A 25,282-nucleotide genomic window follows, 5' to 3' on the forward strand; every position below is an offset into this window, starting at 1 on the left:
TGTCGATGCGCCAAATCTGGAAGTCCTTTCGAGCGCTGTATTTTGCCTCGTTGATGATGTTGATCGGCTCGGGTCTGCTGAGCACCTATCTGGCCCTGCGCCTGGCTGCCGATCAGGTGGACAGCCTGTGGGTGGGCGCCTTGATGGCGGCAAACTATTTCGGTCTGGTGCTGGGCGGCAAGATCGGTCACCGGTTGATCGGCCGGGTCGGCCATATTCGTGCCTATGCGACGTGTGCCGGGATCGTCGGTGCGGCAGTGCTGGGGCATGGCCTGATCACCTGGCTGCCTGCCTGGCTGATTCTGCGGGTCATCGTCGGCCTGGGGATGATGTGTCAATACATGGTCATCGAAAGCTGGCTGAACGAGCAGGCGGCTGCCAAGCAGCGGGGTATGGTGTTCAGCGGTTACATGATCGCGTCTTATCTGGGGTTGGTGCTGGGGCAACTGGTGCTGGTGGTTCATCCGCAGCTTGGCCCTGAATTGCTGATGCTGGTGGCCCTGTGTTTTGCATTGTGTCTGGTGCCGGTCGCCATGACCCGCGCCATTCACCCGGCGCCATTGCGCCCTGCGCCGCTCGAACCGCTGTTCTTCATGAAGCGGGTGCCGCAGTCGCTGACAGCGGTGCTGGGCGCAGGCCTGATAATCGGCTCCTTCTACGGTCTGGCGCCGGTCTACGCGGCAGAGCAGGGGCTGACCACCGAACAGGTGGGTCTGTTCATGGGCTGCTGCATTCTGGCGGGGTTTCTGGTGCAGTGGCCGCTGGGTCTGCTGTCCGACCGTTATGATCGTTCGGTACTGATGCGGGTCTTTGCGGCAGCGCTGTTCGTCGCGTCACTGCCACTTGCCGTCTTTCCCAGCGTGCCCGTGGAAGTGCTGTTCGGCGTGGGTTTTCTGGCCTCGCTGATGCAGTTCTGTCTGTATCCGCTGGCCGTGGCGTTCGCCAACGACCATGTAGAGGCCGAGCGGCGCGTCTCGCTGACCGCCATGCTGCTGATGACCTACGGTATCGGTGCAAGCATCGGCCCGCTGGCGGCCGGCGTGATTATGAAAATGTTCGGTGGGCACATGCTGTATGTGTTCGTCTGCGCCGCTGGCGCCATACTGATGCTGTTGATTCGTCCCAAGGCCGTTACGCACCTGCACCAGGTCGAAAATGCGCCGCTGCACCACGTGGCAATGCCGGACAGCATGTCCAGTTCGCCGCTCGTGGTGGCACTTGACCCACGTGTGGACGAACAGGTCGTGCAGGATCAGATGCAAACCACTGTCGAGCCTGAGCCTGAATCGGAGCCGGCTCCCGAAGATGCGTCAGCATCAGAAGTGCAGGCTGCCGAGACCGTGCAGGTCGATGGCGAACGGGAGCGCGAAGAGGAGACCTGGAAGGCCTGATCGGTGGTCGTTGAGACTGGAGAAGGTTTGCAAGGGGAATCGAGAAGAGGGTGTTGCGTGATTGCGGTAACGGTTACCGCAATCACCTCAGGCGACGTCTGTCAGAAGTCGTCGTCCTTGTCGAAGCGCCGGGCCTCACGTTGCAACTGATACACGAAGCGTTCGACCTGGCGTTGTACCAGCCCGCTCATGTTATGGAAGCGCACGCCGGCAAAGGTGGTGTGAACCCTTTCTTCGAAATGCAGGTAACGCAGCTCCACAGGGGCGGTCATTGCACCGAAGGGCAGTCTGGCGACGAATTGCTCGTACACCTGACCCAGCTGCATGCGCTCGGACACGTCGCCTTCGAAACGCAGCTTGCAGCCGGTCGCCGAAATGTCCAGCAGCTTGCCCTTGAGTGGTGACTTGAGTTTGTCGCCGCCGATCTCGATGTCCACCAGTTGCGCGAGCTTGAGCGCGGCTCGGAAAGCGTTGCGACGCTGGTGGTAAATGACTTCCTCTGGCAGCGGTCCGCGATACAGGCGCTGGCCGTCATTGTCCACGATGTCCATCTGTTCCGAGCTTTCCCAAGCGATACGCACGCCATCGTGAAAGCCTTCTACCCGGAAGGACTCGCCATTGGTAAGGAATCGTTCGCCATCGCGAGGGATCATTTCGTCGAGCGCCAGGACGTTGGTCTCTCGGTCGACTTCGATAACGTAGCTCTGAAAGCGCTGGGCGCGCTCGTGGAAAGTAATGATCAGCGGATCATGACTTTCAAGGAGTAACCGCAGGTTAGCGGCGATTTCCAAAGGTGTATTCAAAACCTTCGGGGGCTGCGGAGCATCATCCGCGCTTGAGCCATTCACGTTCTTACATCTCCAGGCAAAATACTACGGCAACGCAACATCGGGCATTCTGCCACTACGCACGAAACCTTTATACAGGAAGTTACGCCTGACTGAGCGGGCGTGGTCTTGCTCTTCCAGCAGTCGAACCGCGACTGTCATACAGGGTCGGCGTGTCGCCTCCATTCAAAATGCGAAGCTGGTGGGCCGTGCTCACCTGTTGCAATTGAATGAGGCTGCCATTTCGCTCGTTGAGCGTTTGGCATTCAGCGATCAGCGCGTTCAGCTCGTCCGCGGCTGCAAGCAATTGCTCGCCGATGTCCGAATGGCTGGCCAGTTGCTCAAGCCCCTGCCTGTTAGAGGGTAGCCCGAGTCCTGTCAACACCTGACTGCGACGGCGGCCATGCTGTTCGAGCAGAATGACCAGCGCCTGTTTCTGCGCCAGTACATGTTCCATCTCGCCCATGTCGCGGCCCTGAAGGATCAGTGACTCCGCCTGCAGCAACTCATGCAGCTGCCTTGTCGGAACCATGTCGTCGGTGATCATCTGAAGCAAAGTAGTGTCTTGCATCGCATGCTCTGGTTTTTAAGCGTCCAGAATATCCAGCGCGAGCCTGGGGCTAGCGTTGGGTTTCGAAATTGAGCAGCTTGCTGGCAACGCGGTTGCTGTCCACTGTGTAAGTACCGTCAGCGATGGCCTGCTTGAGTTCGGCAACGCGTGCGCTGTTGACGGTCGGCAGATCGGCAAGCTTGTCAGTGATTTTCTGCAACTGTTGAGCCTCACTGCTCAGTGAAACGGTTTCCCCGGTACTTTTCACGCCAGCAGTACTGCCGGCAGATATTGCCGCCTCGGTCTTGATTTCCTTGGCGGGGCTGGTGCGGGTGGCTGGCTGCGCACCGTTGATACGGTTATTAAAGTCTATGACCATGATAAAAAACCTCTGGGTGTTTGGACGCTTGCCTTGTTTTCGGCCATCCCCGATAAAACTTTAGGCTCGTCGTGATAAAGCTTCTCAATAGAAGCTTTCACCGTCGGAAAGTTACCGCAGTCTAGAAAAAACGCGTCCTCTATACCAGCGTCAATATGCTCACATGGCCACTTCCACCTGCCCGGGACCGGTCACATTCGCCTTGATGACCCGGCTTGAATTGAGATTCTTCACCCGTATCTGTTCGTTGAAACTGCCGTCGGACATCGCCTCGCCCGGCATGCGGACCGCCAGCGAGCCGCTGCGAGCGATGATCACCACCTGATCGCCCTTGTGAATCATGCGTGGCTGCTCCAGTGCCACGGGTGTTACCACCTGATCGATGACCATTGGTCGGACAACTTTCTGGCCTACTGCCTGATCCAGCGAAGACAGGAAGCCCAGCCCCACACTGCTGACATCGCGCTCGCGCATCGCCACATCATCTTCGGTGACGATGGCGTCCCGTTTGAGTGGTCGCATCACGGTCACAACGTTGCGAAACAGCTGCACCTGGGCAGGCACGAACACCGTCCAGGGCGATGATCCTTCACAGCGAACCCGCACGGTAACCCGGCCGACGGGGCGAGGGCTTTCCAGTGCGGCTGTCAAATCCTTGTCGCAAGCATTCATGCGCATACGCGGGTCCAGCTGCTTGACCTGGATGTCATGACGACCCTCAATCTGGTTGGTTGCCAAATAGTCTTCTACTGTGAACTCAAGAAACCCTTGGGTAACGCCGATAAGCTGTTCAGGCAGTGTGAAATTCTCTGCGCGACAGAGGTTTGTCACGCTGAAAAGGCACAGCATGCCGATTGCGCACAGAAGCCTGCGGGTTTCTAATGCCAGGTGTCGAGAAATTGTCGTCTTTGGGTTCATGACGTATAAAAAGCAAAGCCCGTGCCGCTTACCAGTCTGGTGTGTGGATAACGGTTGCTTTGGTAAGAGGGGGTCGGCATGGCAGGTGTAATGGATTCGGTAAACCAGCGCACGCAGCTGGTGGGTCAGAATCGCCTGGAGTTGCTCTTGTTCCGTCTCGACGGCAAGCAGCTCTATGGCATCAACGTGTTCAAGGTTAAAGAAGTACTGCAATGCCCGAAACTTACCATCATGCCCAAATCGAGTCCGATCGTTCGGGGCGTGGCGAACATTCGCGGCGGCACCATTCCGATCATGGACCTGGCGATGGCAACCGGTTCGGCAGGCATGATCTCGCTGGTCAATTCCTTCGTGATCATCACGGAGTACAACACCAAGGTTCAGGGTTTTCTGGTGCATTCGGTCGAACGCATCGTCAACATGAACTGGGAAGAGATCCATCCGCCGCCCAAGGGTACCGGCCGCGACCATTACCTGACTGCGGTCACGCGGGTCGATAATCAGCTGGTCGAAATTATCGACGTCGAGAAGATTCTCGCCGAGGTTGCGCCGATTTCCGAAGAGGTGTCGGTGGGCGTCATCAATGAAGAGGTCCATCACAAAGCCGTCTCGATGCGAGTGCTGACCGTCGATGACTCGTCGGTGGCGCGCAAGCAGGTCAGCCGTTGTCTGGAAACGGTCGGCGTGGAAGTGGTTGCGCTGAACGACGGTCGTCAGGCGCTGGACTACCTGCGCAAGATGGTCGAAGAAGGCAAGAAGCCTCACGAAGAGTTTCTGATGATGATCTCCGACATTGAAATGCCGGAGATGGACGGCTATACCCTAACCGCAGCGATCCGCAACGATCCGCGTATGCAGAAAATGCACATCACCCTGCATACTTCGCTTTCCGGGGTATTCAACCAGGCGATGGTCAAGAAAGTCGGCGCCGACGATTTCCTCGCGAAATTCCGACCGGATGATCTGGCAGCCAGGGTTGTAGCGCGCATCAACGCAGCAGAATAAGTAACGGAATAATAGTCGGGGGCGTCGCCCCCGGTGATTCACCTGATTTGAGAGGCTGCACCTTGTCTACGGGTAATTTGGATTTTGATCAGTTCCGGGTATTTCTGGAAAAAGCCTGTGGCATCCTGCTTGGGGAAAACAAGCAGTACCTGGTGTCCAGCCGTCTCAACAAACTGATGGAACAGCAAAGCATCAAATCGCTTGGCGAACTGGTCCAGCGCATTCAGACCCAGCCGCGCAGTGGTTTGCGCGAGCAGGTGGTCGATGCGATGACGACCAACGAAACCCTGTGGTTTCGCGATACCTACCCCTTTGAAGTCTTGAAGAACAAGGTGCTTCCCGAACAGATCAAGGCCAGTCCCGGCCAGCGACTGCGCATCTGGTCGGCGGCCTGCTCGTCGGGTCAGGAACCGTATTCGTTGTCGATGTCCATTGATGAGTTCGAGCGCGCCAACCCTGGTCAGCTCAAGTCTGGCGCGCAGATCGTCGCCACCGACCTGTCGGGTGCGATGCTCAACAACTGCAAGACCGGCGAATACGACAGCCTGGCCATCGGCCGCGGCTTGTCGCCGGATCGTCTGCAGCGCTTTTTCGACGTCAAGAGTCCGGGTCGCTGGGTCGTCAAGACGCCGATCAAGAGTCGCGTGGAGTTTCGCTCCTTCAACCTGCTCGACAGCTACGCCGCGCTGGGCAAGTTCGACATCGTGTTCTGCCGCAACGTGCTGATCTACTTCTCTGCTGAGGTGAAGAAAGACATCCTGCTGCGCATCCACGGCACGCTCAAGCCCGGTGGCTACCTGTTCCTGGGTGCGTCCGAAGCGCTCAACGGCCTGCCGGATCACTACCAGATGGTTCAGTGCAGTCCCGGGATCATTTACAAGGCCAAGTGATTGGCAGTTTTTGTACTCAATAGAAGGAGACCTGCGGGTCTCTTTTTTTGTTGTGCCACGCAAGTCCTTGCTGATCAGGCTTCTCTCGGATTTGCGTATGAGCAGTCCGCAAGTACACGTACGGGACCTGTTTCAGCCCGGCCAAGCCGCTTTTCAGGAGCAGGCCGATGACGTCGTACCCCTGTTGCCACGTTAGCGCCGATCAGGTAGTGACTCAGGTGCAGTCTCGGTCGCCCCTCAATACTGGCAAAAAAACGGCACCCACCTTGCCGCTTTACCTCTTTACAGCGGAAATGCCTTGCCGCTTTTCTGGCATTGCCGCTTTGCCACCGACTGCAAGCCCCGTAATCATTGCGTTTTGAGAAGTGGCACGCCGATTGCTTTGTCAGTGACAACAGAATCAGGTCAACCGGCAAAGGTTTCCCGACATGAGCATCAGTTTCGATAAAGCGCTAGGCATTCACGAAAAGGCCCTCAACTTCCGGGCTCAGCGTGCAGAGGTGTTGGCCAACAACATTTCCAACGCTGACACCCCGAATTTCAAGGCGCGCGATCTCGACTTTTCGTCGGTGCTGGCTGCCGAGAACGACAAGGTCCAGAACGGCCATTTCGCGCTGAACAAGACCAACAGTCGCCACATCGAGGCCGAAGGCATGGGCAATCAGGATGGCACGCTGATGTACCGCACGCCGTCGCAGCCATCGCTTGACCAGAACACCGTCGATTCCCAGGTCGAGCAGGCCAGCTACACCGAGAACGCCATGGGCTTTCAGGCCAGCTTCACCTTGCTCAACAGCAAATTCAAAGGGCTGGTTGCAGCCCTTCGCGGAGAGTAATTCATGTCACTAGCCAATGTGTTCAACATTGCCGGTAGCGCCATGAGTGCCCAGACCACGCGTCTGAACACCACGGCCAGTAACATTGCCAACGCCGAGACCGTTTCCTCGAGTGCTGACGCCACTTACCGCGCCCGTCATCCGGTGTTCGCCACCGTGATGCAGGGTCAGCAGTCCACTGGCGGTTCGCTGTTCCAGGATCAGGGCGAAGCCGGGCAGGGTGTTCAGGTCAACGGCATCATCGAAGACAGTTCCAACCTCGAAGCGCGCTACGAGCCCAATCATCCTTCGGCCGACAAGAACGGGTATGTCTACTACCCCAACGTCAATGTCGTGGAAGAAATGGCCGACATGATTTCCGCCAGTCGTTCGTTCCAGACCAACGCTGAAATCATGAACACCGCAAAATCCATGATGCAGAAGGTTCTGACCCTCGGTCAGTGATAGAAGGCGAAAGATATGGCCGTTGAAAATAATGTATCGACGAGTTTCGTAAACTCGCTCCAGAACCCGACGCCGACGAAGACTGATTCGACGGGCACGCTGGGCAAGGATTCCTTCCTGCAGTTGCTGGTCACGCAGATGAAGAACCAGAACCCGCTGGATCCTCAGGACAACACAGAGTTCGTGGCTCAGCTGGCTCAGTTCAGCAGCGTGGAAAGCCTCCAGAACCTGACCACCACCGTTGACTCGATTGCTGGCAGCTACCAGTCGTCTCAGGCGCTCCAGGCGTCGTCGCTGGTGGGTCGCTCTGTGATCATCAACGCAGGCTCCACAGCGGTGGATACCGCGAAGGGCATGGTCGGCTCCATCGCCGTGCCAGCTACCAGTTCCGTGACGAGCGTCAAGATTTACGACGCCCAGTCGAACCTGGTCAATACCGTTGATCTGGGCACGCTGCCGGCCGGTTCCACCAGCTTTGCCTGGGACGGAAAGGCCAGCGATGGCACCGTCGCGCCTGCTGGCACTTACAGCTTTACCGCTTCAGGTTCGGTTGATGGCAAGAACACCCAGTTCACGACTTACCTGCCCGCAATCGTCAACAGCGTCACGCTGGGCGTCAACGGTGCTGAAACAAAGCTCAACCTGGCCAGCGGCAGTGTTGCCTTGTCCAAAGTTCAAACGATCGGAATATAGAGCCGACTAGACGGCGCAGGAGTGAAATATGTCTTTCAATATCGGTCTTAGTGGGCTCTATGCTGCAAACAAGAGTCTCGACGTTACCGGCAACAACATTGCCAACGTAGCGACCACAGGCTTCAAGGCGTCCCGTGCGGAGTTCGCTGACCAGTACGCGCAATCGATTCGTGGTACTTCCGGGCAGACCAACGTGGGCAGCGGTGTTTCCACCGCCGCGGTTTCCCAGCAGTTCTCTCAGGGCAACCTGACCACGGGCACCGCCAACAGCCTTGACCTTGCCATCAACGGCAACGGCTTCTTCCAGCTCAGCAATAACGGCGAGAAGCTGTATACCCGTGCCGGTGCGTTCCACACCGACAAGGAAGGTTTTGTCGTCAACAGCGCCGGCATGAAGCTGCAGGGCTACAACGTCGATGCCAATGGCAGTGTCGTGACCGGTGCGTTGAGCGATCTGCGTGTCGACTCGTCGAACCTTGAGCCCAAGCCCACCAGTTCGATCACCAACGTCGCCAACCTGAACTCGACCACTGCATTGCCGAGCCTCACGACGTTCGACGCTACGGACACCAAAAGCTACAACATGAAGTACAGCACGCCGACGTTCGACTCTCAGGGTAATGCACACACTCTGGACCAGTATTTCGTCAAGACCGGCACCAATACCTGGTCCATGTACTCGCTGATGGATGGCCGCAGCATTTCCAACCCGGCCACTACCACAGCCGACAAGAACGACCTGACCTTCAACTCGGCTGGCAATCTGGTCGTGACCGCGCCTGGCGCCGTGCCTACCAACAGCGCGAACATCACGTTCAACACTGACGGCACCTTCAACGTCAACAACTGGGTGCCAGGCGTGCAGACCGGTTCAGGCACCACCACGACCTGGGCGGCCAACGGCGCCGCAGGTGCGGCCACGATCAAGCTGAACATGTCCGGCATCACCCAGACGGCTTCGGTGTCGGGTCTGATCTCTCAGGATCAGGATGGTTACGCGACCGGTCAGTTGAGCGCGATGAGCGTGGATGCAACCGGCAACCTGTTCGCCACTTACACCAACGGCAAGTCGCAAGTGATCGGTCAGACGTCGCTGACCAACTTCGCCAACGTGCAGGGTCTGGCGCAGGCGGGCGGCACCAACTGGCGTGAAACCTTCGCATCGGGCGTTCCGGTCAGCGGTACTCCACAATCGGGCACGCTGGGCTACGTCACCGGTCAGGCGCTGGAAGAGTCCAACGTTGACTTGACCATGGAGCTGGTCAATCTGATCAAGGCGCAGAGCAACTATCAGGCGAACGCGAAGACCATCTCGACGCAAAGCACCATCATGCAGACCACCATTCAGATGACGTGATAAGTCGGTACTGCAATGAACGAAAAGCCCCTTGAAAGGGGCTTTTTGTTTTTCCGGTGTCCACCCCTGAAACAGTCTGTCAGTCGGTTGCTCAGATCGAACAATCGGATCTGACGAAGTGACCTTTCAATCGTGTCCAGCCCGGCCCCGGACTGGTCTGGGCACAGACAATACGGCTGTCGCCCTGCCACTTGTAATAGTGGGCGGGCGCGGCCTGGGCGAGCAGGGCGAGGGTCGTCAGGCTGGCGGTGACGATGCCGGTAATCCAGGTGCGAGCAGGCATGTCGATTCCCGAGGTGCAGGGTAGTAAGCGCAAGATTATCACTGCCTGTCTACTGCGACATGGGGCCAGTGAAGTTTTTTTGGCGGTGTGTTGCCCGTGCTGGCAGGCAGGCGGCAGTCCGCCGCCGCTATCGGTTAGCCGTTTGCCAGATGTCATCTGAAGTGCGGCCGTTTTTGCTGATAAATCAAGCATTTGTGCCGTGCGTGCAGAGTTGGTTCGAAAATTGCTTTCTCCCTGTCAGAACAGCTACAGGCGGCAAGCGTCTGTCGGAGGAGGAAGACTGTGGACAAGTTGCTTTACGTCGCAATGAGCGGTGCATCTGAAAACGCGATCGCGCAGAAGGCCCATGCCAACAACCTGGCAAACGTGTCGACCAACGGCTTCATGCGCGACCTGGAACAGGCCCGCTCAATGCCCGTGTATGGCGAGGTCATGCCTTCGCGCGCCTATGCCATGAGCGAGCGTCCAGGCACCGACTTTTCCGGCGGCGCGATGGTCGAGACCGGTCGTGAGCTGGACATCGCCATCAAGGGCAACGGCTGGATTGCGGTCCAGACACCCGATGGCGGCGAAGCCTATACCCGCAGTTCCGGTATGAACATTGATGCGCTGGGCGTGTTGCGCGACGGCAGCGGTTTGCCGGTAATGGGCAACGGCGGTCCGATTGCCGTGCCGCCCCAGCAGCAGATCGAAATCGGTGCCGACGGCACCATCAGTATTCGTTCGCTTGGTGAGAGTCCTCAGGTGATGGCGCAGGTTGACCGGATCAAGCTGGTCAACCCTGATCTGAACACGATGGAGAAGGGGCCCGATGGCCTGATCCACACCAAGAGCGGCCGGCCTGCCGACGTGGATGCCAACGTTCAGGTCGAGTCCGGTTTCCTGCAGGCGAGCAACGTGAACGCCGTCGAGGAGATGACCTCGGTACTGGCCCTGGCTCGTCAGTTCGAGCTGCACGTCAAGATGATGAAGACCGCCGAAGAAGACGACCAGTCGATGGCTCGCGTCTTGCAACTTGGCTAACTATTGACAGCTTGCGCCGACAAACCGGCGCTCGAGGAGAATCCACATGCTACCTGCACTATATGTCGCCAAAACCGGCCTTGCCGCTCAGGACACCAACCTGACCACGATCTCCAACAACCTGGCGAACGTGTCGACCACAGGTTTCAAGAGCGATCGTGCCGAGTTTCAGGACCTGCTCTATCAGATCAAACGTCAGCCAGGCGCCCAGTCCACTCAGGACAGCGAACTGCCTTCCGGCCTGCAGCTGGGTACCGGTGTACGCATCGTCGGCACGCAGAAGAACTTCACTGCCGGCAGCCTGCAGACCACCAATAACCCGCTGGACCTGGCCGTCAACGGCCGTGGTTTCTTTCAGGTGACTCAGCCGGACGGCACCGTGGCCTACAGCCGCGACGGTACCTTCCACCTGGACGCCAACGGCCAGATCGTGACCGCCAACGGTTACGCCCTCGAGCCTGCAATTGTGGTTCCGCAGAATGCCCAGACCTTCACGGTCGGTCAGGACGGTACTGTTTCGGTGACCCTGGCAGGCGCGACCGCGACGCCGCAGATCATCGGCAACATCCAGACCGCCGACTTCATCAACCCGGCCGGCCTGCAGGCCATCGGCGGCAACCTGTATCTGGAAACCGGCTCCAGCGGCGCGCCGCAGATCGGCACGCCCGGTTTGAACGGCCTGGGTCCGACCCTGCAGAACACCCTGGAAAACTCCAACGTGAGCACCGTTGAGGAACTGGTCAACATGATCACGACCCAGCGCGCCTACGAGATGAACTCCAAAGTGATCTCGACCGCCGACCAGATGCTGCAGAACCTGACTCAGAACCTGTAACACCCTGATGTACCTGTTGCTCAAGCTCAATCCGATGCGGCGCCTGATAAGCGTCTGTTACACCGCGAGGTTTCAAGTGTCATGAAGCACCTAAGTGTTGTTCCGCGTTTTTCAGTGTTGATCGCTTCATTGTGCGGGATCGCTTTGCTGTCGGGCTGCGTGGCGCCGTCCGCCAAGCCCAATGACCCTTATTACGCGCCGGTGTTGCCGCGCACACCGATGTCGGCTGCGGCCAACAACGGTGCGATCTATCAGGCAGGCTTCGAGCAGAACCTTTACGGCGACCGCAAGGCGTTCCGTGTGGGCGACATCATCACCATCACGCTCTCGGAGCGTATGGCGGCGAGCAAGGCGGCCAGTTCGGCATTGAAAAAAGACAGCACCAACAGCATCGGATTGACCTCGTTGTTCGGCTCGGGCCTGACCACCAACAACCCCATTGGCGGCAATGATCTGAGCCTGAGCGCCGGTTACAACGGATCGCGGGCCACTGACGGCAGCGGTCAGGCTGCCCAGAGCAACAGCCTCACCGGTTCTGTGACCGTGACCGTGGCCGACGTGCTGCCCAACGGCATTCTGGCGGTACGTGGCGAGAAGTGGATGACGCTCAACACTGGTGACGAGCTGGTGCGCATTGCCGGTCTGGTTCGCGCCGATGACATCGCGACCGATAACACGGTTTCGTCCACACGCATTGCCGATGCACGCATCACCTATTCGGGGACAGGCGCCTTCGCCGATTCCAGCCAACCAGGCTGGTTCGACCGGTTCTTCCTCAGCCCGTTGTTCCCTTTCTGATAGCGGGATAGACATGATCAAGCTCAAGCAACTCATAGCCGCGACCCTGTTGTTGACCACAGCGTTCGGTGCACACGCCGAACGTCTGAAAGACATCGCGAGCATCTCCGGCGTGCGTGCCAACCAGTTGATCGGTTACGGTCTGGTAGTGGGCCTCAACGGTACGGGCGACCAGACCACTCAGACCCCGTTCACGCTGCAGACCTTCAACAATATGTTGTCGCAGTTCGGCATCAAGGTGCCGGCCGGTTCCGGTACCGTGCAGTTGAAAAACGTTGCAGCGGTGGCGGTCTATGCCGACCTGCCAGCGTTCGCCAAGCCGGGCCAGACAGTCGACATTACCGTTTCCTCGATCGGTAACTCCAAGAGCCTGCGTGGCGGTGCCTTGTTGATGACGCCGATGAAAGGTGTCGACGGCAATGTGTACGCCATCGCTCAGGGCAATCTGGTGGTGGGTGGTTTCGATGCGGAAGGTCGTGACGGCTCCAAGATTACTGTGAACGTCCCTTCGTCGGGTCGTATCCCTGGCGGTGCGTCGGTCGAGCGTTCGGTGCCGAGCGGCTTCAATCAGGGCAACACGCTGACCCTGAACCTCAACCGTTCCGACTTCACCACCGCCAAGCGCATCGTCGACAAGATCAACGACCTGCTCGGCCCTGGCGTTGCCCAGGCGCTGGATGGCGGCTCGGTTCGCGTGACCGCACCTCTGGATCCGGGCCAGCGTGTCGATTACCTGTCGATTCTGGAAAACCTCGAAGTCGATCCGGGCCAGACTGCGGCCAAGGTCATCATCAATTCGCGGACCGGTACCATCGTGATCGGTCAGAACGTGAAGGTATCGCCAGCCGCCGTGACTCACGGCAGCCTGACCGTGACCATCACTGAAGACCCTATTGTCAGCCAGCCGGGCGCGTTGTCCGGTGGCCAGACGGCTGTAGTCCCTCGCTCGCGGGTCAATGCCCAGCAGGAACTGCACCCGATGTTCAAGTTCGGTCCGGGCACCACGCTTGACGAAATCGTCCGTGCGGTCAATCAGGTGGGCGCTGCGCCTGGTGACCTGATGGCCATCCTCGAAGCCTTGAAGCAGGCCGGCGCGTTGCAAGCCGACCTGATCGTGATCTGAGGGCGCGTACATGGACATCAAGGGTGGAATTTCCACGCCGGTCGACTCGGGTGCCTATACCGACGTCAATCGTCTGGCAGCGCTGAAGCATGGCGACAAGGACAGTGTGGCGAACCAGAAAAAAGTCGCCCAGGAGTTCGAGTCGCTGTTCGTCAGCCAGATGCTCAAGGCCATGCGTTCGGCCAACGAAGTGCTGGCCAAGGACAACCCGATGAACACCGCGGCGACGCGGCAGTATCAGGACATGTATGACCAGCAATTGGCTGTGACGCTGTCCACCCGTGGTAACGGCATTGGCCTGCAGGACGTGCTGATGCGTCAGTTGTCGAAAGACAAAGGCATTCAACACGCAGCGCCGACTGACCAGGCGGCGACAGCTGCTGACCCGGCAGCGTCTGCCAAGACCGGACTGGCGACCAGCGTCTATCAGCGTCCGCTGTGGGCCACGCGTTCGGTGGCTGCCGATCAGGCGGCTGCGGCCGCTTCGGCGTCCGGTGAAGGTCGCAATGACATGGCGCTGCTCAACGCCCGTCGTCTGTCGCTGCCGACCAGACTGACTGACAGATTGCTGGCGGGCATCGTGCCGTCGGCCACCGCCGCAACCAACGTTGCCAACAGTCCGATGCCTTCACGCGCCGTGGCCAATGCCAGCGGCAAGAACGGCGACTGGACTCTGGACCCCAATCTGGCGCCTGCGCCGGAGTACGTGCGCACCATGGCCCAGCCACCTTTGGCCCCGGCCAAACGAGCGTTCAGCAATGCTGACCAGTTCGTGGAAACCATGTTGCCGCTCGCCAAGGAAGCCGCTGCGCGTATTGGCGTCGATCCAGTCATGTTGGTGGCGCAGGCTGCACTGGAAACCGGCTGGGGCAAATCCATCATGCGTCAGCAGGATGGCAGCAGCAGTCACAACCTGTTTGGCATCAAGGCGGCCGGCAGCTGGAAAGGGCCGGAAGCGCGTGCGATCACCAGCGAGTTCCGCGACGGCAAGATGGTCAAGGAGACGGCAGACTTCCGTTCCTATACCTCATACGCCGACAGCTTCCACGACCTGGTCAGTCTGCTGCAGAACAACAATCGATATAAAGAAGTGGTCAATTCGGCCGATAAGCCGGAACAGTTTGTAAAAGAATTGCAGAAGGCCGGTTACGCAACAGATCCGGACTATGCCAGCAAGATTTCGCAGATTGCGAAGCAGATGAAGAGTTACCAGACGTACGCCGCTGCAACGGGCTCTTCCACGACTTTATAAGGTTTTAATCATGTCGCTGATTTCAATTGGGCTCTCAGGTATCAATGCCAGCAGTGCCGCGATCAACACCATCGGTAACAACACGGCCAACGTGGATACCGACGGTTACTCGCGTCAGCAGGTGATGACCACGGCATCGGCACAGATCAACATTGGTCTGGGGGTCGGCTACATCGGCACCGGCACCACGCTGTCCGACGTGCGTCGCATCTACAACAGCTACCTCGACAGCCAATTGCAATCCAGTACAGCGCTCAAGGCCGATGCCACGGCTTACTCCGGGCAGGCGACCAAGACCGATCAGTTGCTGTCCGACAGCACGACCGGCGTGGCTGCGCAACTGACAGATTTCTTTACCAAGTTGCAGAGCGTCGCCAGCAGCGCCACGCAGGCATCAAGCCGTTCGGCGTTTCTGACCCAGGCCACTTCGGTCAGCGGACGTTTCAACTCGGTGGCTGCACAGCTGACGTCGCAGAACGACAACGTCAACGCGCAGCTCAATACCTTCACGCTTCAGGCCAACGAGCTGACCAAGCAGATCGCCGGTCTGAACAAGCAGATTACCCAGGCCTCGGCGGGCAATACCACGCCCAACTCGCTGCTGGATTCGCGCAACGAAGCCGTTCGCAAGCTCAACGAGCTGGTCGGCGTCAAAGTGGTGGAAAACAACGGCAACTACGATGTTTACACTGGCACGGGACAGTCGCTGGTCAGTGGTGCGAACGCCTACACCATGAGTGCGACGCCAAGCGCCGCCGATCCGTTGCAGTACAACCTGCAGATCACCTACGGACAGACCAAGACAGACGTCACCTCGGTCGTGAGCGGTGGTTCGATTGGCGGTCTTCTGCGCTATCGCGCCGACATACTGGTCCCGGCTGCCAACGAGCTGGGGCGTGTGGCCATGGTGCTGGCCGATCAGATGAACAGCCAGATGAGCCAGGGCATCGACAGCAAGGGCAACTTCGGTTCAGGTCTGTACACCAGCATCAACAGCGCTGATGCCATCCTTCAGCGCAGCACCGGCAACGTCAATAACAGCACCGGCTCCGGCAATCTGGGCGTCACCATCAAAGACACCAGCAAGCTGACCGCCGATGATTACGAAGTCACGTTCAGCGACACCAACAACTACACGATACGTCGCCTGCCCAACGGCGAAAGCGTGGGTACAGGTGCGCTGAGCGACAATCCGCCCAAGCAGTTCGATGGCTTCAGCATGAGCCTGAGTGGCAATGCGGTGGCTGCTGGCGACATTTTCAAAGTGACGCCGACCCGCAACGGTGCCTCGGGTATCGCTGTGGCGTTGACCGATCCCAAGGACATCGCGGCAGCGGCACCCCTGACCGCAGCGGCGGGTACCAGCAACTCGGGCACCGGTGGCTTTACCCAGCCGGTCGTTGCAACCAAGTCCGATATCTACGACACCGCGCAAACCGCCGATCTGCGCAACGCGCTGAAAACCACCACGCCCATGAAGCTGGTGATGGGTGCTGCCAGCACCACAGGCGTTCAGAGCTATTCGCTGGTGGATGCAACCGGTGCTGCTGTGCTCGACCAGAATGGCAACGCCGTCAGCGGCTCGATCATTCAGGGTCAGAACAACCAGCTCAAGCTCAGCATCGGTTATACCAATACGACCACCACGCCCAATACCCGGACGGCGTTCGAGGTCGAGATGACCCTTTCCGGCTCGCCGATTGTCAATGACACGTTCAGCATCGCCCTGACGGGTGCAGGTTCTTCCGACAACCGTAACGCGCTGGCGATGATCAATCTGCAGACCTCCAAGTCGGTGGGCGTGACGGGTGGGAGCGTCGGCACCAGTCTTTCCGGTGCCTACGCCGACATCGTGTCGGTGGTCGGCACGCGGACCGCGCAGTCCAAGAGCGATGTGACGGCCAACGAGGCGGTCCTGAAAACGGCCAAGGCCGCACGTGACTCGGTGTCCGGCGTATCGCTGGACGAAGAAGCGGCCAACCTGATCAAGTATCAGCAGTACTACACCGCCTCCTCGCAAATCATCAAGGCGGCCCAAACCATTTTCAGCACGCTGATCAACAGTCTTTAAGGAATCGTGAGCCATGCGTATTTCAACCACTCAGATCTACGAATCCACGACCGCGAACTATCAGCGTAACTACTCGAACGTCATCAAGACGGGCGAAGAAGTCTCCAGCGGCATCAAGCTCAATACGGCGAGCGATGATCCGGTAGGGGCTGCGCGCGTTCTGCAGCTCACTCAGCAGAATGCGATGCTGACCCAGTACGAATCGAACATTGCCACGATCAGCACCAACGTGGATAACTCCGAAACGGCGATGAGCAACATCACCGACACCATGCAGGCAGCTCGGGAGGCGATTGTAAGGGCAGGCAACGGTACGTACACCGATGCGAGCCGTATCGCCATCGCCAATGAACTGAAGCAGTATCAAAGTCAGCTGCTGGGCTTGATGAACAGCCAGGACAGCAACGGCCAGTACATTTTCTCCGGCTCCAAGTCGTCGACGCCCGCCTACACCGTGTCTGCCGACGGCACTTACGTGTACAACGGCGACCAGACCAGCATTAACCTCTCCGTGGGCGATGGCCTGGTGTTGGCCAGCAATACCACCGGCTATGAGGCGTTCGAGCAGGCAATCAACTCGACGCGCACGTCCGCCACGCGGCTGTCCCCGGCAACGGAAGATGGCAAAGTCGTGCTGTCCGGTGGTCCGGTCACATCCACCAGCGTCTACAACTCTGCCTATCAGGGTGGCGAGCCGTACACGCTGACGTTCTCCAGCAGTACGCAATTCAGGATTACCGACGGCACCGGCAAGGACGTCACCACAGACGCCTCTTCAGCCGGTAACTACACCAGCGGCGGCATTGGTGCTCAGACCTTCACGTTCCGTGGCGTGGAAATGAACCTGAACGTCAACCTGTCTGCTGCGGAAAAGGCGACAACGGCCACCGCCGACGCCGCCATGACCAATCGAAGCTACAGCCTTGCGTCGACGCCAGACAACGTCAATGCAACCCGCAGCCCTGGCAACACGTCCAGCGCGACTGTGAGCAGTTCAGCTGTGGGCACAAGCGCTGCCGACCTGACGGCTTACAACAATACCTTTCCTACCGGCGGCGCCATTCTCAGGTTCACCAGCGCCACCGCGTACGAACTGTATGCATCGCCCATTACCGCCGACAGCACGCCGGTTTCTTCGGGGACGATGGCAGGGGGCAACGCCAAGGCTTCGGGAGTCAATTTCGCGATCAACGGCACCCCGGCCGCAGGTGACCAGTTCGTCGTTCAGTCCGGCACTCGTCAGACTGAAAACGTGCTGAACACGTTGACGGCCGCCATCAAGGCGTTGAGTACGCCGGCTGATGGCGATCTGGTTGCAACCCAAAAGCTCAATGCATCGATGACGTCGGCGCTGGGTAACCTGAGCAGCAGCATCGAGCAGGTCTCCACCGCGAAGGCGGCGGGCGGTGCGCGTCAGCTTGCTGCGATGGCGCAAGGTACGACGAACGATTTGCTCAAGGGCAACAATACGGTCGAGCAAGGCACTTATGTCAACGCTGACATTATTGAAGCCACAACCCGGCTGACGCTGCAGAAGACCATGCTGGATGCCTCTCAGCAGGTGTTTGTCCAGTTGTCCAAGTTGAACCTGTTCAGCCAGCTGTAATCCTGGGGTTGAGCATCCGCCGTCTTTATTTCAGCGGTGAGGGGAGCTGCCTGACCAGTCGCTTCCCGCCGTTCGCGAGTCTGCAATAGTGAATCCAGTTCCCCTCGTCAGCGTCGTCATTCCCGCCTTCAATCCACGCTTCTTTCGCCAGGCGCTGCAAAGTGCGCTGGATCAGGTCTACGACAATCTGGAAATCATCGTCTGCGACGACTGTCGGACCGACGAAATCAAAGCGATTTTCGACGAGTTGGCGTCTGCGCCAGACAGCCGGGCGCGCTACGTGCGCAACGATCAGCGCCTTGGCTTTCAGCGCAACATGCTTCGCTGCCTGGAAGAAGCCAGCGGCGAATACATCAAGTTTCTGTGTGACGACGACAGGCTCTATGCCTACTGCGTGATGAATCAGGCTCGGGTGCTCGAGGCGCATGCCGACGTACGACTGGTGGCCGGCAGGCGTCATCTGGTGGACGCCGATAATTACGTGTTGCCGGCTCGAATGGAAAACGTCGGGCTCGTGCCTTACGACGCCTTGTACAAAGGCGATGACATGCTGGCCATCTTCGAGCGCACGCCGCGCAATTATCTGGGAGGGTTCAGCGGTGCATTGATGCGCAGGGCCGATGTCCTGGAGTTGCTGCCATCGGTTGCGCAGCCCGGCGAGGGTTTTGTAGCAACGCTGGATTTTACGTTGTTCATATGCCTCTTGCGCCGCGGCAATCTTGTCACGCTGCACAGCATCGAAAATATAGAGCGTCTGCATCCGGGGCGTTTGAGTCGTCAGCCTGAAATGAATCAGTTGGCAGTGACTGAATGGGGCTGGATTTCCGAAATGCTCAAGGCCCGCAGTGGCGAGCAGGCACCAGCCCAGGGGTGGGTAAGGTTTCTGCCGCTGCGCAAGGCTTCGCAGGAGCCACGCGAAGAGTGGGACGAGGTTGGTATTTACGGCATCATGGCCAATCGGCAGGGCGTCATGCGAAGCCGGGTGGGCGCTGAAAGTCAGAGTTATGCCGAGCTTTACGAGGATTGGCTATCCTGCCGTCAGTTCAGCAAACCGCAGAAAAAGCTTCTTGAACAGCGCATTGCGAGCTGGCCGTGGCTGCCGCGTATCGTTCCGGTGATCATTGATGCCGAGGGCAGTGCCGAGCACCTGGACACTACGCTGCGCAGCATTGCCGAACAGGACTACGCGGCTGAAGCCGTTGTGGTGCTGACCACGGCAACGAGCATCAACGATCCGCAAGTGCTGCGCTTTGCCTTGCACCCTGATCAGGCGCAGCAGTTGAACGACGTGCTGCCGTTGCTGGAGCAGGCCGACTGGGTGTACCTGCTGCGTGCCGGTGACAGGCTGACATCCACTTCGCTGTTGGTGCTGGCCGAACGCATTGCGCACATCCCCGGCATGCTGTGCGCCTACAGTGACGAAGGTGCGATCATCGAGGACGAATCCGGCGAGCCTATTTTCAAGCCCGGATTCAACCTGGACCTGATGCGCGCTTATCCGTATGTCGGGCGCGCGCTCGCCTTCGAGCGACGCAACCTGCTGGCAATGGGCGGATTCGACTCTGCGCACGCAGAGCTGGCACCCCACGACGTGATCTGGCGTCTGGTGGAAGGCCCGGGGTTGCAGACCATCGAGCACATCGCGGAAGTTCAGGTCGAATCAGTGCTTGCGTTCGCTGACTGGCTGTCGCTTCCTGAAGTGATCATGAAGAGTGAGCCGCTGGTGTCGGCTCACCTGACACGCATTGGCCGAGAGCATCTGATCCATCATGACCAGTCGTCGCTGATCAATCGCATCGAATACCTGCACTCGGAGCGGCCGCTGGTATCGATCATTATCACGACGCACGACCAATTGGCGGCGCTGGAGCGTTGTGTCGACAGCCTGCTGAGCAACACGTCCTACCTGAATTACGAAGTGTTGATCGTTGATAAGGCCAGTGAAACCCCTGAAGCGCAAGCCTGGTTTGCCGCGATGGGGCAACTGGGCACCGAGAAGCTACGGATTTTCACATTGTCTGAAACCGGCAGCGAGGCCACCGCGCAGAACCTGGCGGCGCGTGAAGCGCGTGGTGACTATCTGGTCATGCTCAGCCCTCACTCGATCATCCATCAGGCCGACTGGCTGGAAACCCTGCTCAATCATGCTCAGCGTCCCGAGGTTGGTATCGTCGGCCCTCGAATCATCAACCCGCAAGGCAACGTGCTGTACGCAGGGATGGTGCTCGGCATGGAAGGCGTGGCCGGCAGGCCGTTCTTCAATTTTCCGGCGGCCTCGAACAGTTACATGCAGCGTCTGCAAGTGACGCAGAACTGGAGTGCTGTCAGCGGTAATTGCCTGATGGTGCGCAAGGACCTGTTCCAAAGCCTTGACGGGCTGGAGGCGGCAACCTTCACCCAAGGCTTGCAGGATCTTGACCTGTGCATGCGCGTCGGACGCAGCGGCTACCTGATAGTCGGCACGCCCGATTCGACGGTCGTATTGGCCGAACCTGCTGCCGCTGTGCGTTCCGATGCGTCGAAAAAAGCGCTTGAAGCCGAGCAGAACGTTTTCTACCAGAAGTGGCTGCCAGCGATCGCCCGTGACCCGGCCTACAACCCCAATCTGAGTCTCCATGAAGCGCTATCCTTCGATCTGGAACCTGGTCTGCTGGATGGCTGGAACCCGTTCTGCGCTCGGCATCTGCCGACCATTCTGGGCATGATCGTCAATTCGTCAGCAGTGGGGCACTACCGGGTCAGCCAGCCTCTGATCGAATTGAAGGCCGCTGGACGCGTGCTGGGCAGTCTGGCGTATCACTCGCCGTCGATTGTCGAGGTCGAGCGCATATCCCCGGATGTGGTGATCCTTCAAGGGCGTTACAGCGAGGCCAAGATTCCCGACATCGTTCAGGTGAAGAGTTTCTCGAATGCAATGCGCATTTTCGAACTGGATGACTACATCGCCGACGTTCCGCTGCTCAATGAGCATCGGCGCAACATGCCTGACAACATAGGCCAGATGCTGCGCAAGGGCATTGGCCTTTGCGATCGGGTGGTGGTGTCGACTCACCCACTGGCGCAGGCGCTGTCCAGCATGCACAGCGATATTCGCGTGGTGCCAAACATGCTGGCACCGCATCTGTGGAACGGGCTGAAAAGCAAGCGTCGTACGTCCGGCAAACCGCGTATCGGCTGGGGCGGCGGAACCAGTCACCGGGGTGATCTGGAGCTGATCGTTGATGTAGTGCGTGAGCTGGCCGATGAAGTCGAATGGGTTCTCTTCGGCATGTGCCCGGACTTGCTCAGGCCCTATATCCATGAGTACCACCCAGGCGTCAGTTTGAACGCGTACCCGGCCAAGCTGGCCAGTCTGAATCTGGACCTGGCGCTGGCGCCGCTGGAATTTCACATCTTCAATGACTGCAAGAGCAATCTTCGGCTGTTGGAGTATGGTGCGTGCGGCTATCCGGTGATCTGCTCGGACACCGAAGCCTACCGGGGACATCTACCCGCCACCCGCGTGCTCACCAACCGCCCCGAGGAATGGTTGCAGGCGATTCGCATGCATCTGTCCGACCCCAATGCCAGTTACCGTATGGGGGATGAGTTGCGTGAAACCGTGTTGCGTGACTTCATGTTGCGCGGGGACAACCTGCAATACTGGGCCAACGGCTGGCTGCCGGACTGACGTTGTACCTGTTGAGCGTGCGCGTGGCTTTTTAGCCATAAACCGGGCCTGAGTCGGTCCGGGACGCTGAAGCTGTTATGTTCTGTTCTTGCTTCAATGCCGGCTCGGACCGGGTTGAGGGTGTTATCGGTTCGCTATAGGAAAGAGTATGCAAAGCCACTTCGGGAATGAAGCCACACCCTTGAATCAGCGTCTGACCCTGCTGTTGCTGAATCAGGATCAGCCGGATTTCCTGCGTCGAGCATTGAAGTACTACAGCAATTTTCCATGCAGTATTGTCCTTGTGGATACCTCGTCGGAACCGGCTGCCGGTATCGCTGCGATTCCCGACCTGCACTACGTGCACGCTGCAACGCTTGCCGAAAAAGGCTTGAGCGTCTTATTGGCTGAAGGCCTTCGACACGTGACCACGCCGTTCGTGGCGTACGCCAGTGTCGACAGTTTTCTGTTGCCCGACGCTTTGACCGAAGCGCTGAGTTTTCTGGAAGGCAACGACTCGTACGGTGCCTGCCAGGGCTACAGCCTGAGCTATCAGGCACTGGTCGGTCAGGTGGACTACATGCGCCGGGATCGCCGGATCGCTGAGGATTATGCCAGCGAATCATCCGAAGACCGGTTGCTGAGCTTCCTGGGGCAGGGCATCTCGCTGCTCAACGCCGTGACACGTACCGAACTGGCTCGTCGCTGGTTCTCCACGGTGAACGAGCAGACCGACCTGCACTGGCAGGAACTCGGCTATATGAGTTACCTGGCGGCCGCCGCAAAATTGCGCATATTGCCGATTCCCTACGCGCTTCATCATGCGTTGGACAAGGACAGACAGATGCGTCTGGGCAGCGCTATTTCGGGGGCTGTGAAGCATATTGATCCCAAGGCCCGCGCCGCGCGCGAAGCGTTCGCCCATACCCTGACGTCGGTGCTGGACGAGACTTCCGGTCTTGCAGGAGAGTCGGGCGTTCAGCCCGTTCTCAAGGGGCTTCAGGCTGCAGCAGATTGCCTCGAGACTCAGCCTTGGCAGGCGGATGAAAAACTGTTCAGCGCGCTCTGGGATGTCGGTCTTGCATGCTCCGAAGCGCAGTTCGAGCCTCGGCAGTTTGTCGATCTGCCGTTCTACAACCAGCCATTCTTTGACGAGTTGGCTCGAATCGAGTTTCTGATTCACGTCTTTCCGGCAGGTCGCCTGCAACTGGAGGGGCTTGAGGCTGCGCTGCTCAAACAATTCGAGTTGTTGCGCCCGCAGAGCAACCCCGATGCAGAGACGCGGATCAGTCGGTTGTGGCAGGCCTATGCCACCTACGCGTTCAGCATTGATGTCGTTCAGGCATTGGCAAAAGAACTTGTCGGCTCCGCAGACGATGACGGGGAAGCCGAGGACATATCTGCCTGGGCCCAGCGTCTGCTGGCCGTTTCCAGTCACAGTAACAGCAGGTTGCTCGACAGTATGGGGTCGGGGCGTCTGCTGAGCTGGCTGGATTCGCGCGACCCTGAGCCTGCCGAATTGAAAACGCTTACGGCCCGCCTGTCGAAACAGCCTGCCGGATCGCAGATCGGCATCCTGTTGCTGGATCTGGAGGCTGACATCTTCAAGTTGCAGGCGACATTCGACAGCCTGATGAACGGCCATTACCGGTCGTTCAAGGTGATTGTGTTCACCACGGGCGAGCTGCCTGCAGCGACGACGCTGCAAAACACCCTGCATTTCGTGAAAGTCACAGACAGCAACTACGTCGACAGAATCAATCAGGTCGTCAAGCAATCGCCCAGCGACTGGTTGATGCTGGCAAATGCCGGTGATGAGTTCACCCGCAGCGGGCTATTGCTGGCCAGTGCCGAGTTGATCGACGCAGCGCAATGCCGGGCTGTCGCCGTGGACGAGATTCAGCGTCAGCCTAACGGCACGTTGGCGCCACTCTTTCGTCCAGGCTTCAATCTTGACCTGCTGCAAAGCGTGCCAGCCCTGATGGCGCGTCACTGGCTGATTCGCCGCGACCTGTTGGTCGAGGCGGGCGGTTATGCCAGGGAGTTTCCGAAGGCGCTGGAATTCGACCTGCTGCTGCGCCTGATCGAGCAGGGTGGCATGACCGGTCTGGCCCACCTCAGCGAACCGCTGTTAATCTGCGAGGCGCCGGAGCTTGAAGACAATCCAGATGAGCAGAAGGCGTTGACGCGTCATTTGAGCCAACGCGGCTATCAGGCGGAGGTCAGTTCAGCGCTGCCTGGCACCTATAAGATCGACTATCGCCACAGTCACCGGCCAATGGTCTCGATCCTGCTGCACAGTCAGGATAACCTGCCCGAATTGCAGCAATGCCTGCAAAGCATTCTGCAGCGTACCCGCTATCAGCGTTATGAAGTCCTGATCGCCGACAACCAGAGTACAGCACCGGAGCTGACCGCCTGGCTTGATCAACAGGAGAAACTCTCCAGCCGAGTCCGCGTATTCAAAGCCGAACAGCGCATGAGTGTCTCGGCACTGCGTAATCTCGTCAGCCAGGAAGCCAAGGGCGAATACCTGATTCTGCTGGATGCCGAGAGTCAGATCGTCAATGTCGGCTGGATTGAATCACTGCTAAACCAGGCTCAGCGCCCGGAGGTCGGCATTGTCGGTGTCCGGCTTATTGAAAGGGACGGCACCATCACGCAGGCCGGTCTTATTCTAGGGCTCAACGGTTTCGTGGGATCAGGCTTTGTGGGTGAATCGAAAAAGTCCCGAGGCTACATGCAGCGTCTGGTCGTCGAGCAGAACTACTCGGCGGTTTCGTCGGCTTGCCTGATGATCGGCAAGGTGCTATTCGATGAGGTCGGCGGTCTGGATGAAGGACAATTCGCCGAAGCGCTGGGTGACGTCGACCTGTGCCTGAAAGCAGGTCAGGCGGGGTATCTGACGGTCTGGACACCGCACGTTCAGGTTATACATTCCGGAAGGATCCATGCGCCTGAGTCGGCGGGCGATGCGCTGATCGGCAAATGGTCAGCGCAGTTCTCGCAGGATGAAGCCTACAACGCCAACCTCTCCCTGAAGGGCACAGCGTTTACCCTCGCATCCCTCTGATCCCGTCCGTTTTCGAGGAAAATCCGGCTGCCCGCCAGCCGGATTGCGCCTCGCACCCTATCGCACGGGTCGTCAGGCTCTGCTTTTTTTCCTTACCCAACATCGCAAAGTATGCGCATCCAAGTGACCTGCGGGTCATAAAGTGCATCTCCACTGTAATGTTTTACCGCGAGTGACAGGCGCCTGACTTGCCTTAATGTGTCATGCGCCCTGAAAATGTCCGCAATTCGCCTCTATTTGGTAGCGCCCTGATTTCTTTGGGACGAACATTTACCTGTT

21 protein-coding genes are annotated in these 25,282 nt (G+C 58.7%); 16 read left to right on the top strand and 5 right to left on the bottom strand.

The genetic code is table 11. The features are described 5' to 3' along the window. The first annotated feature begins 5 nt into the window (after nucleotides 1-5). On the top strand, nucleotides 6-1,391 hold the full coding sequence (locus KDX39_RS12295) for an MFS transporter (protein WP_231660555.1): 1,386 nt from the start codon (nucleotides 6-8) through the stop codon (nucleotides 1,389-1,391). Between the two features lie 101 nt (nucleotides 1,392-1,492). Here KDX39_RS12295 and KDX39_RS12300 read toward each other — a convergent pair whose 3' ends face one another. The 4 genes from KDX39_RS12300 to flgA all read right to left on the bottom strand — a co-directional run bounded on the left by KDX39_RS12300 (nucleotide 1,493) and on the right by flgA (nucleotide 4,065). Then, the gene (locus tag KDX39_RS12300) at nucleotides 1,493-2,239 is read right to left on the bottom strand and encodes a flagellar brake protein (protein ID WP_099229070.1); all 747 of its coding nucleotides are present in this window, start codon (nucleotides 2,237-2,239) and stop codon (nucleotides 1,493-1,495) included. 82 nt (nucleotides 2,240-2,321) lie between these two features. Continuing rightward, entirely contained in the window at nucleotides 2,322-2,789 is a 468-nt protein-coding gene (locus tag KDX39_RS12305) for a flagella synthesis protein FlgN (protein WP_099229069.1), read from the bottom strand. A 49-nt stretch (nucleotides 2,790-2,838) separates the two neighbouring features. Continuing rightward, nucleotides 2,839-3,147, bottom strand: a complete 309-nt coding sequence (gene flgM, locus KDX39_RS12310) for a flagellar biosynthesis anti-sigma factor FlgM (RefSeq protein ID WP_231660556.1) — start codon at nucleotides 3,145-3,147, stop codon at nucleotides 2,839-2,841. Between the two features lie 159 nt (nucleotides 3,148-3,306). Beyond that, a complete protein-coding gene (flgA, locus tag KDX39_RS12315; RefSeq protein WP_122418633.1) occupies nucleotides 3,307-4,065 on the bottom strand; it encodes a flagellar basal body P-ring formation chaperone FlgA in 759 nt (252 codons plus the stop codon). A gap of 78 nt (nucleotides 4,066-4,143) precedes the next feature. Here flgA and KDX39_RS12320 point away from each other — a divergent pair, with 78 nt between their 5' ends. The 6 genes from KDX39_RS12320 to flgE all read left to right on the top strand — a co-directional run bounded on the left by KDX39_RS12320 (nucleotide 4,144) and on the right by flgE (nucleotide 9,290). Then, entirely contained in the window at nucleotides 4,144-5,070 is a 927-nt protein-coding gene (locus tag KDX39_RS12320) for a chemotaxis protein CheV (RefSeq protein ID WP_210074155.1), read from the top strand. Nucleotides 5,071-5,132: 62 nt separating this feature from the next. Continuing rightward, a complete protein-coding gene (cheR, locus tag KDX39_RS12325) occupies nucleotides 5,133-5,960 on the top strand; it encodes a protein-glutamate O-methyltransferase CheR (RefSeq protein WP_004880708.1) in 828 nt (275 codons plus the stop codon). Nucleotides 5,961-6,388: 428 nt separating this feature from the next. After that, a complete protein-coding gene (gene flgB, locus KDX39_RS12330; RefSeq protein WP_004880709.1) occupies nucleotides 6,389-6,796 on the top strand; it encodes a flagellar basal body rod protein FlgB in 408 nt (135 codons plus the stop codon). 3 nt (nucleotides 6,797-6,799) lie between these two features. Then, the gene (gene flgC / locus KDX39_RS12335; protein WP_004880711.1) at nucleotides 6,800-7,240 is read left to right on the top strand and encodes a flagellar basal body rod protein FlgC; all 441 of its coding nucleotides are present in this window, start codon (nucleotides 6,800-6,802) and stop codon (nucleotides 7,238-7,240) included. Nucleotides 7,241-7,255: 15 nt separating this feature from the next. Continuing rightward, entirely contained in the window at nucleotides 7,256-7,933 is a 678-nt protein-coding gene (locus KDX39_RS12340; protein ID WP_231660557.1) for a flagellar hook assembly protein FlgD, read from the top strand. Nucleotides 7,934-7,961: 28 nt separating this feature from the next. Further along, complete coding sequence (gene flgE, locus KDX39_RS12345) at nucleotides 7,962-9,290, top strand: flagellar hook protein FlgE (RefSeq protein ID WP_231660558.1); 1,329 nt, start codon at nucleotides 7,962-7,964, stop codon at nucleotides 9,288-9,290. A gap of 91 nt (nucleotides 9,291-9,381) precedes the next feature. Here flgE and KDX39_RS12350 read toward each other — a convergent pair whose 3' ends face one another. Continuing rightward, nucleotides 9,382-9,573, bottom strand: coding sequence for a hypothetical protein (locus tag KDX39_RS12350; protein ID WP_099229063.1), 192 nt, complete (start codon nucleotides 9,571-9,573; stop codon nucleotides 9,382-9,384). A gap of 282 nt (nucleotides 9,574-9,855) precedes the next feature. Between KDX39_RS12350 and KDX39_RS12355 the strand changes: the two genes are divergently transcribed. The 9 genes from KDX39_RS12355 (at nucleotide 9,856) to KDX39_RS12395 (ending at nucleotide 25,003) form a co-directional block, all read left to right on the top strand. Further along, on the top strand, nucleotides 9,856-10,596 hold the full coding sequence (locus tag KDX39_RS12355) for a flagellar basal body rod protein FlgF (RefSeq protein WP_099229062.1): 741 nt from the start codon (nucleotides 9,856-9,858) through the stop codon (nucleotides 10,594-10,596). Between the two features lie 46 nt (nucleotides 10,597-10,642). After that, nucleotides 10,643-11,431 (top strand): flagellar basal-body rod protein FlgG, encoded by a 789-nt coding sequence (gene flgG / locus KDX39_RS12360; protein ID WP_002554310.1) that lies wholly within the window; start codon nucleotides 10,643-10,645, stop codon nucleotides 11,429-11,431. Nucleotides 11,432-11,512: 81 nt separating this feature from the next. Next, entirely contained in the window at nucleotides 11,513-12,229 is a 717-nt protein-coding gene (gene flgH, locus KDX39_RS12365; protein ID WP_024689534.1) for a flagellar basal body L-ring protein FlgH, read from the top strand. Between the two features lie 13 nt (nucleotides 12,230-12,242). Then, the gene (locus KDX39_RS12370) at nucleotides 12,243-13,352 is read left to right on the top strand and encodes a flagellar basal body P-ring protein FlgI (RefSeq protein ID WP_004880722.1); all 1,110 of its coding nucleotides are present in this window, start codon (nucleotides 12,243-12,245) and stop codon (nucleotides 13,350-13,352) included. A gap of 10 nt (nucleotides 13,353-13,362) precedes the next feature. Then, entirely contained in the window at nucleotides 13,363-14,604 is a 1,242-nt protein-coding gene (flgJ, locus tag KDX39_RS12375) for a flagellar assembly peptidoglycan hydrolase FlgJ (RefSeq protein ID WP_231660559.1), read from the top strand. A gap of 10 nt (nucleotides 14,605-14,614) precedes the next feature. Continuing rightward, entirely contained in the window at nucleotides 14,615-16,675 is a 2,061-nt protein-coding gene (gene flgK / locus KDX39_RS12380; protein WP_231660560.1) for a flagellar hook-associated protein FlgK, read from the top strand. Nucleotides 16,676-16,688: 13 nt separating this feature from the next. Then, nucleotides 16,689-18,281 carry a flagellar hook-associated protein 3 gene (locus tag KDX39_RS12385; RefSeq protein WP_231660561.1) on the top strand — a complete coding sequence of 531 codons (1,593 nt, stop codon included), beginning with the start codon at nucleotides 16,689-16,691 and terminating at the stop codon, nucleotides 18,279-18,281. Nucleotides 18,282-18,369: 88 nt separating this feature from the next. Beyond that, nucleotides 18,370-21,951, top strand: a complete 3,582-nt coding sequence (locus KDX39_RS12390; RefSeq protein WP_231660562.1) for a glycosyltransferase — start codon at nucleotides 18,370-18,372, stop codon at nucleotides 21,949-21,951. Nucleotides 21,952-22,099: 148 nt separating this feature from the next. After that, nucleotides 22,100-25,003, top strand: a complete 2,904-nt coding sequence (locus KDX39_RS12395; RefSeq protein WP_231660563.1) for a glycosyltransferase — start codon at nucleotides 22,100-22,102, stop codon at nucleotides 25,001-25,003. Nucleotides 25,004-25,282: the final 279 nt, after the last annotated feature.

The sequence above is a fragment of the Pseudomonas sp. CDFA 610 genome (assembly GCF_021147865.1).
Lineage (GTDB): Bacteria > Pseudomonadota > Gammaproteobacteria > Pseudomonadales > Pseudomonadaceae > Aquipseudomonas > Aquipseudomonas alliivorans.

What these genes read in the sequence shown, in the direction of transcription:
- KDX39_RS12295 (WP_231660555.1), top strand. Translation starts at nt 6, where the DNA reads ATGCGCCAAATCTGGAAGTCCTTTCGAGCGCTGTATTTTGCCTCGTTG.
- KDX39_RS12305 (WP_099229069.1), bottom strand. Translation starts at nt 2,789, where the DNA reads ATGCAAGACACTACTTTGCTTCAGATGATCACCGACGACATGGTTCCG.
- flgM (WP_231660556.1), bottom strand. Translation starts at nt 3,147, where the DNA reads ATGGTCATAGACTTTAATAACCGTATCAACGGTGCGCAGCCAGCCACC.
- flgA (WP_122418633.1), bottom strand. Translation starts at nt 4,065, where the DNA reads ATGAACCCAAAGACGACAATTTCTCGACACCTGGCATTAGAAACCCGC.
- KDX39_RS12320 (WP_210074155.1), top strand. Translation starts at nt 4,144, where the DNA reads ATGGCAGGTGTAATGGATTCGGTAAACCAGCGCACGCAGCTGGTGGGT.
- flgB (WP_004880709.1), top strand. Translation starts at nt 6,389, where the DNA reads ATGAGCATCAGTTTCGATAAAGCGCTAGGCATTCACGAAAAGGCCCTC.
- flgC (WP_004880711.1), top strand. Translation starts at nt 6,800, where the DNA reads ATGTCACTAGCCAATGTGTTCAACATTGCCGGTAGCGCCATGAGTGCC.
- KDX39_RS12340 (WP_231660557.1), top strand. Translation starts at nt 7,256, where the DNA reads ATGGCCGTTGAAAATAATGTATCGACGAGTTTCGTAAACTCGCTCCAG.
- flgE (WP_231660558.1), top strand. Translation starts at nt 7,962, where the DNA reads ATGTCTTTCAATATCGGTCTTAGTGGGCTCTATGCTGCAAACAAGAGT.
- KDX39_RS12350 (WP_099229063.1), bottom strand. Translation starts at nt 9,573, where the DNA reads ATGCCTGCTCGCACCTGGATTACCGGCATCGTCACCGCCAGCCTGACG.
- flgG (WP_002554310.1), top strand. Translation starts at nt 10,643, where the DNA reads ATGCTACCTGCACTATATGTCGCCAAAACCGGCCTTGCCGCTCAGGAC.
- flgH (WP_024689534.1), top strand. Translation starts at nt 11,513, where the DNA reads ATGAAGCACCTAAGTGTTGTTCCGCGTTTTTCAGTGTTGATCGCTTCA.
- KDX39_RS12370 (WP_004880722.1), top strand. Translation starts at nt 12,243, where the DNA reads ATGATCAAGCTCAAGCAACTCATAGCCGCGACCCTGTTGTTGACCACA.
- flgJ (WP_231660559.1), top strand. Translation starts at nt 13,363, where the DNA reads ATGGACATCAAGGGTGGAATTTCCACGCCGGTCGACTCGGGTGCCTAT.
- flgK (WP_231660560.1), top strand. Translation starts at nt 14,615, where the DNA reads ATGTCGCTGATTTCAATTGGGCTCTCAGGTATCAATGCCAGCAGTGCC.
- KDX39_RS12385 (WP_231660561.1), top strand. Translation starts at nt 16,689, where the DNA reads ATGCGTATTTCAACCACTCAGATCTACGAATCCACGACCGCGAACTAT.
- KDX39_RS12395 (WP_231660563.1), top strand. Translation starts at nt 22,100, where the DNA reads ATGCAAAGCCACTTCGGGAATGAAGCCACACCCTTGAATCAGCGTCTG.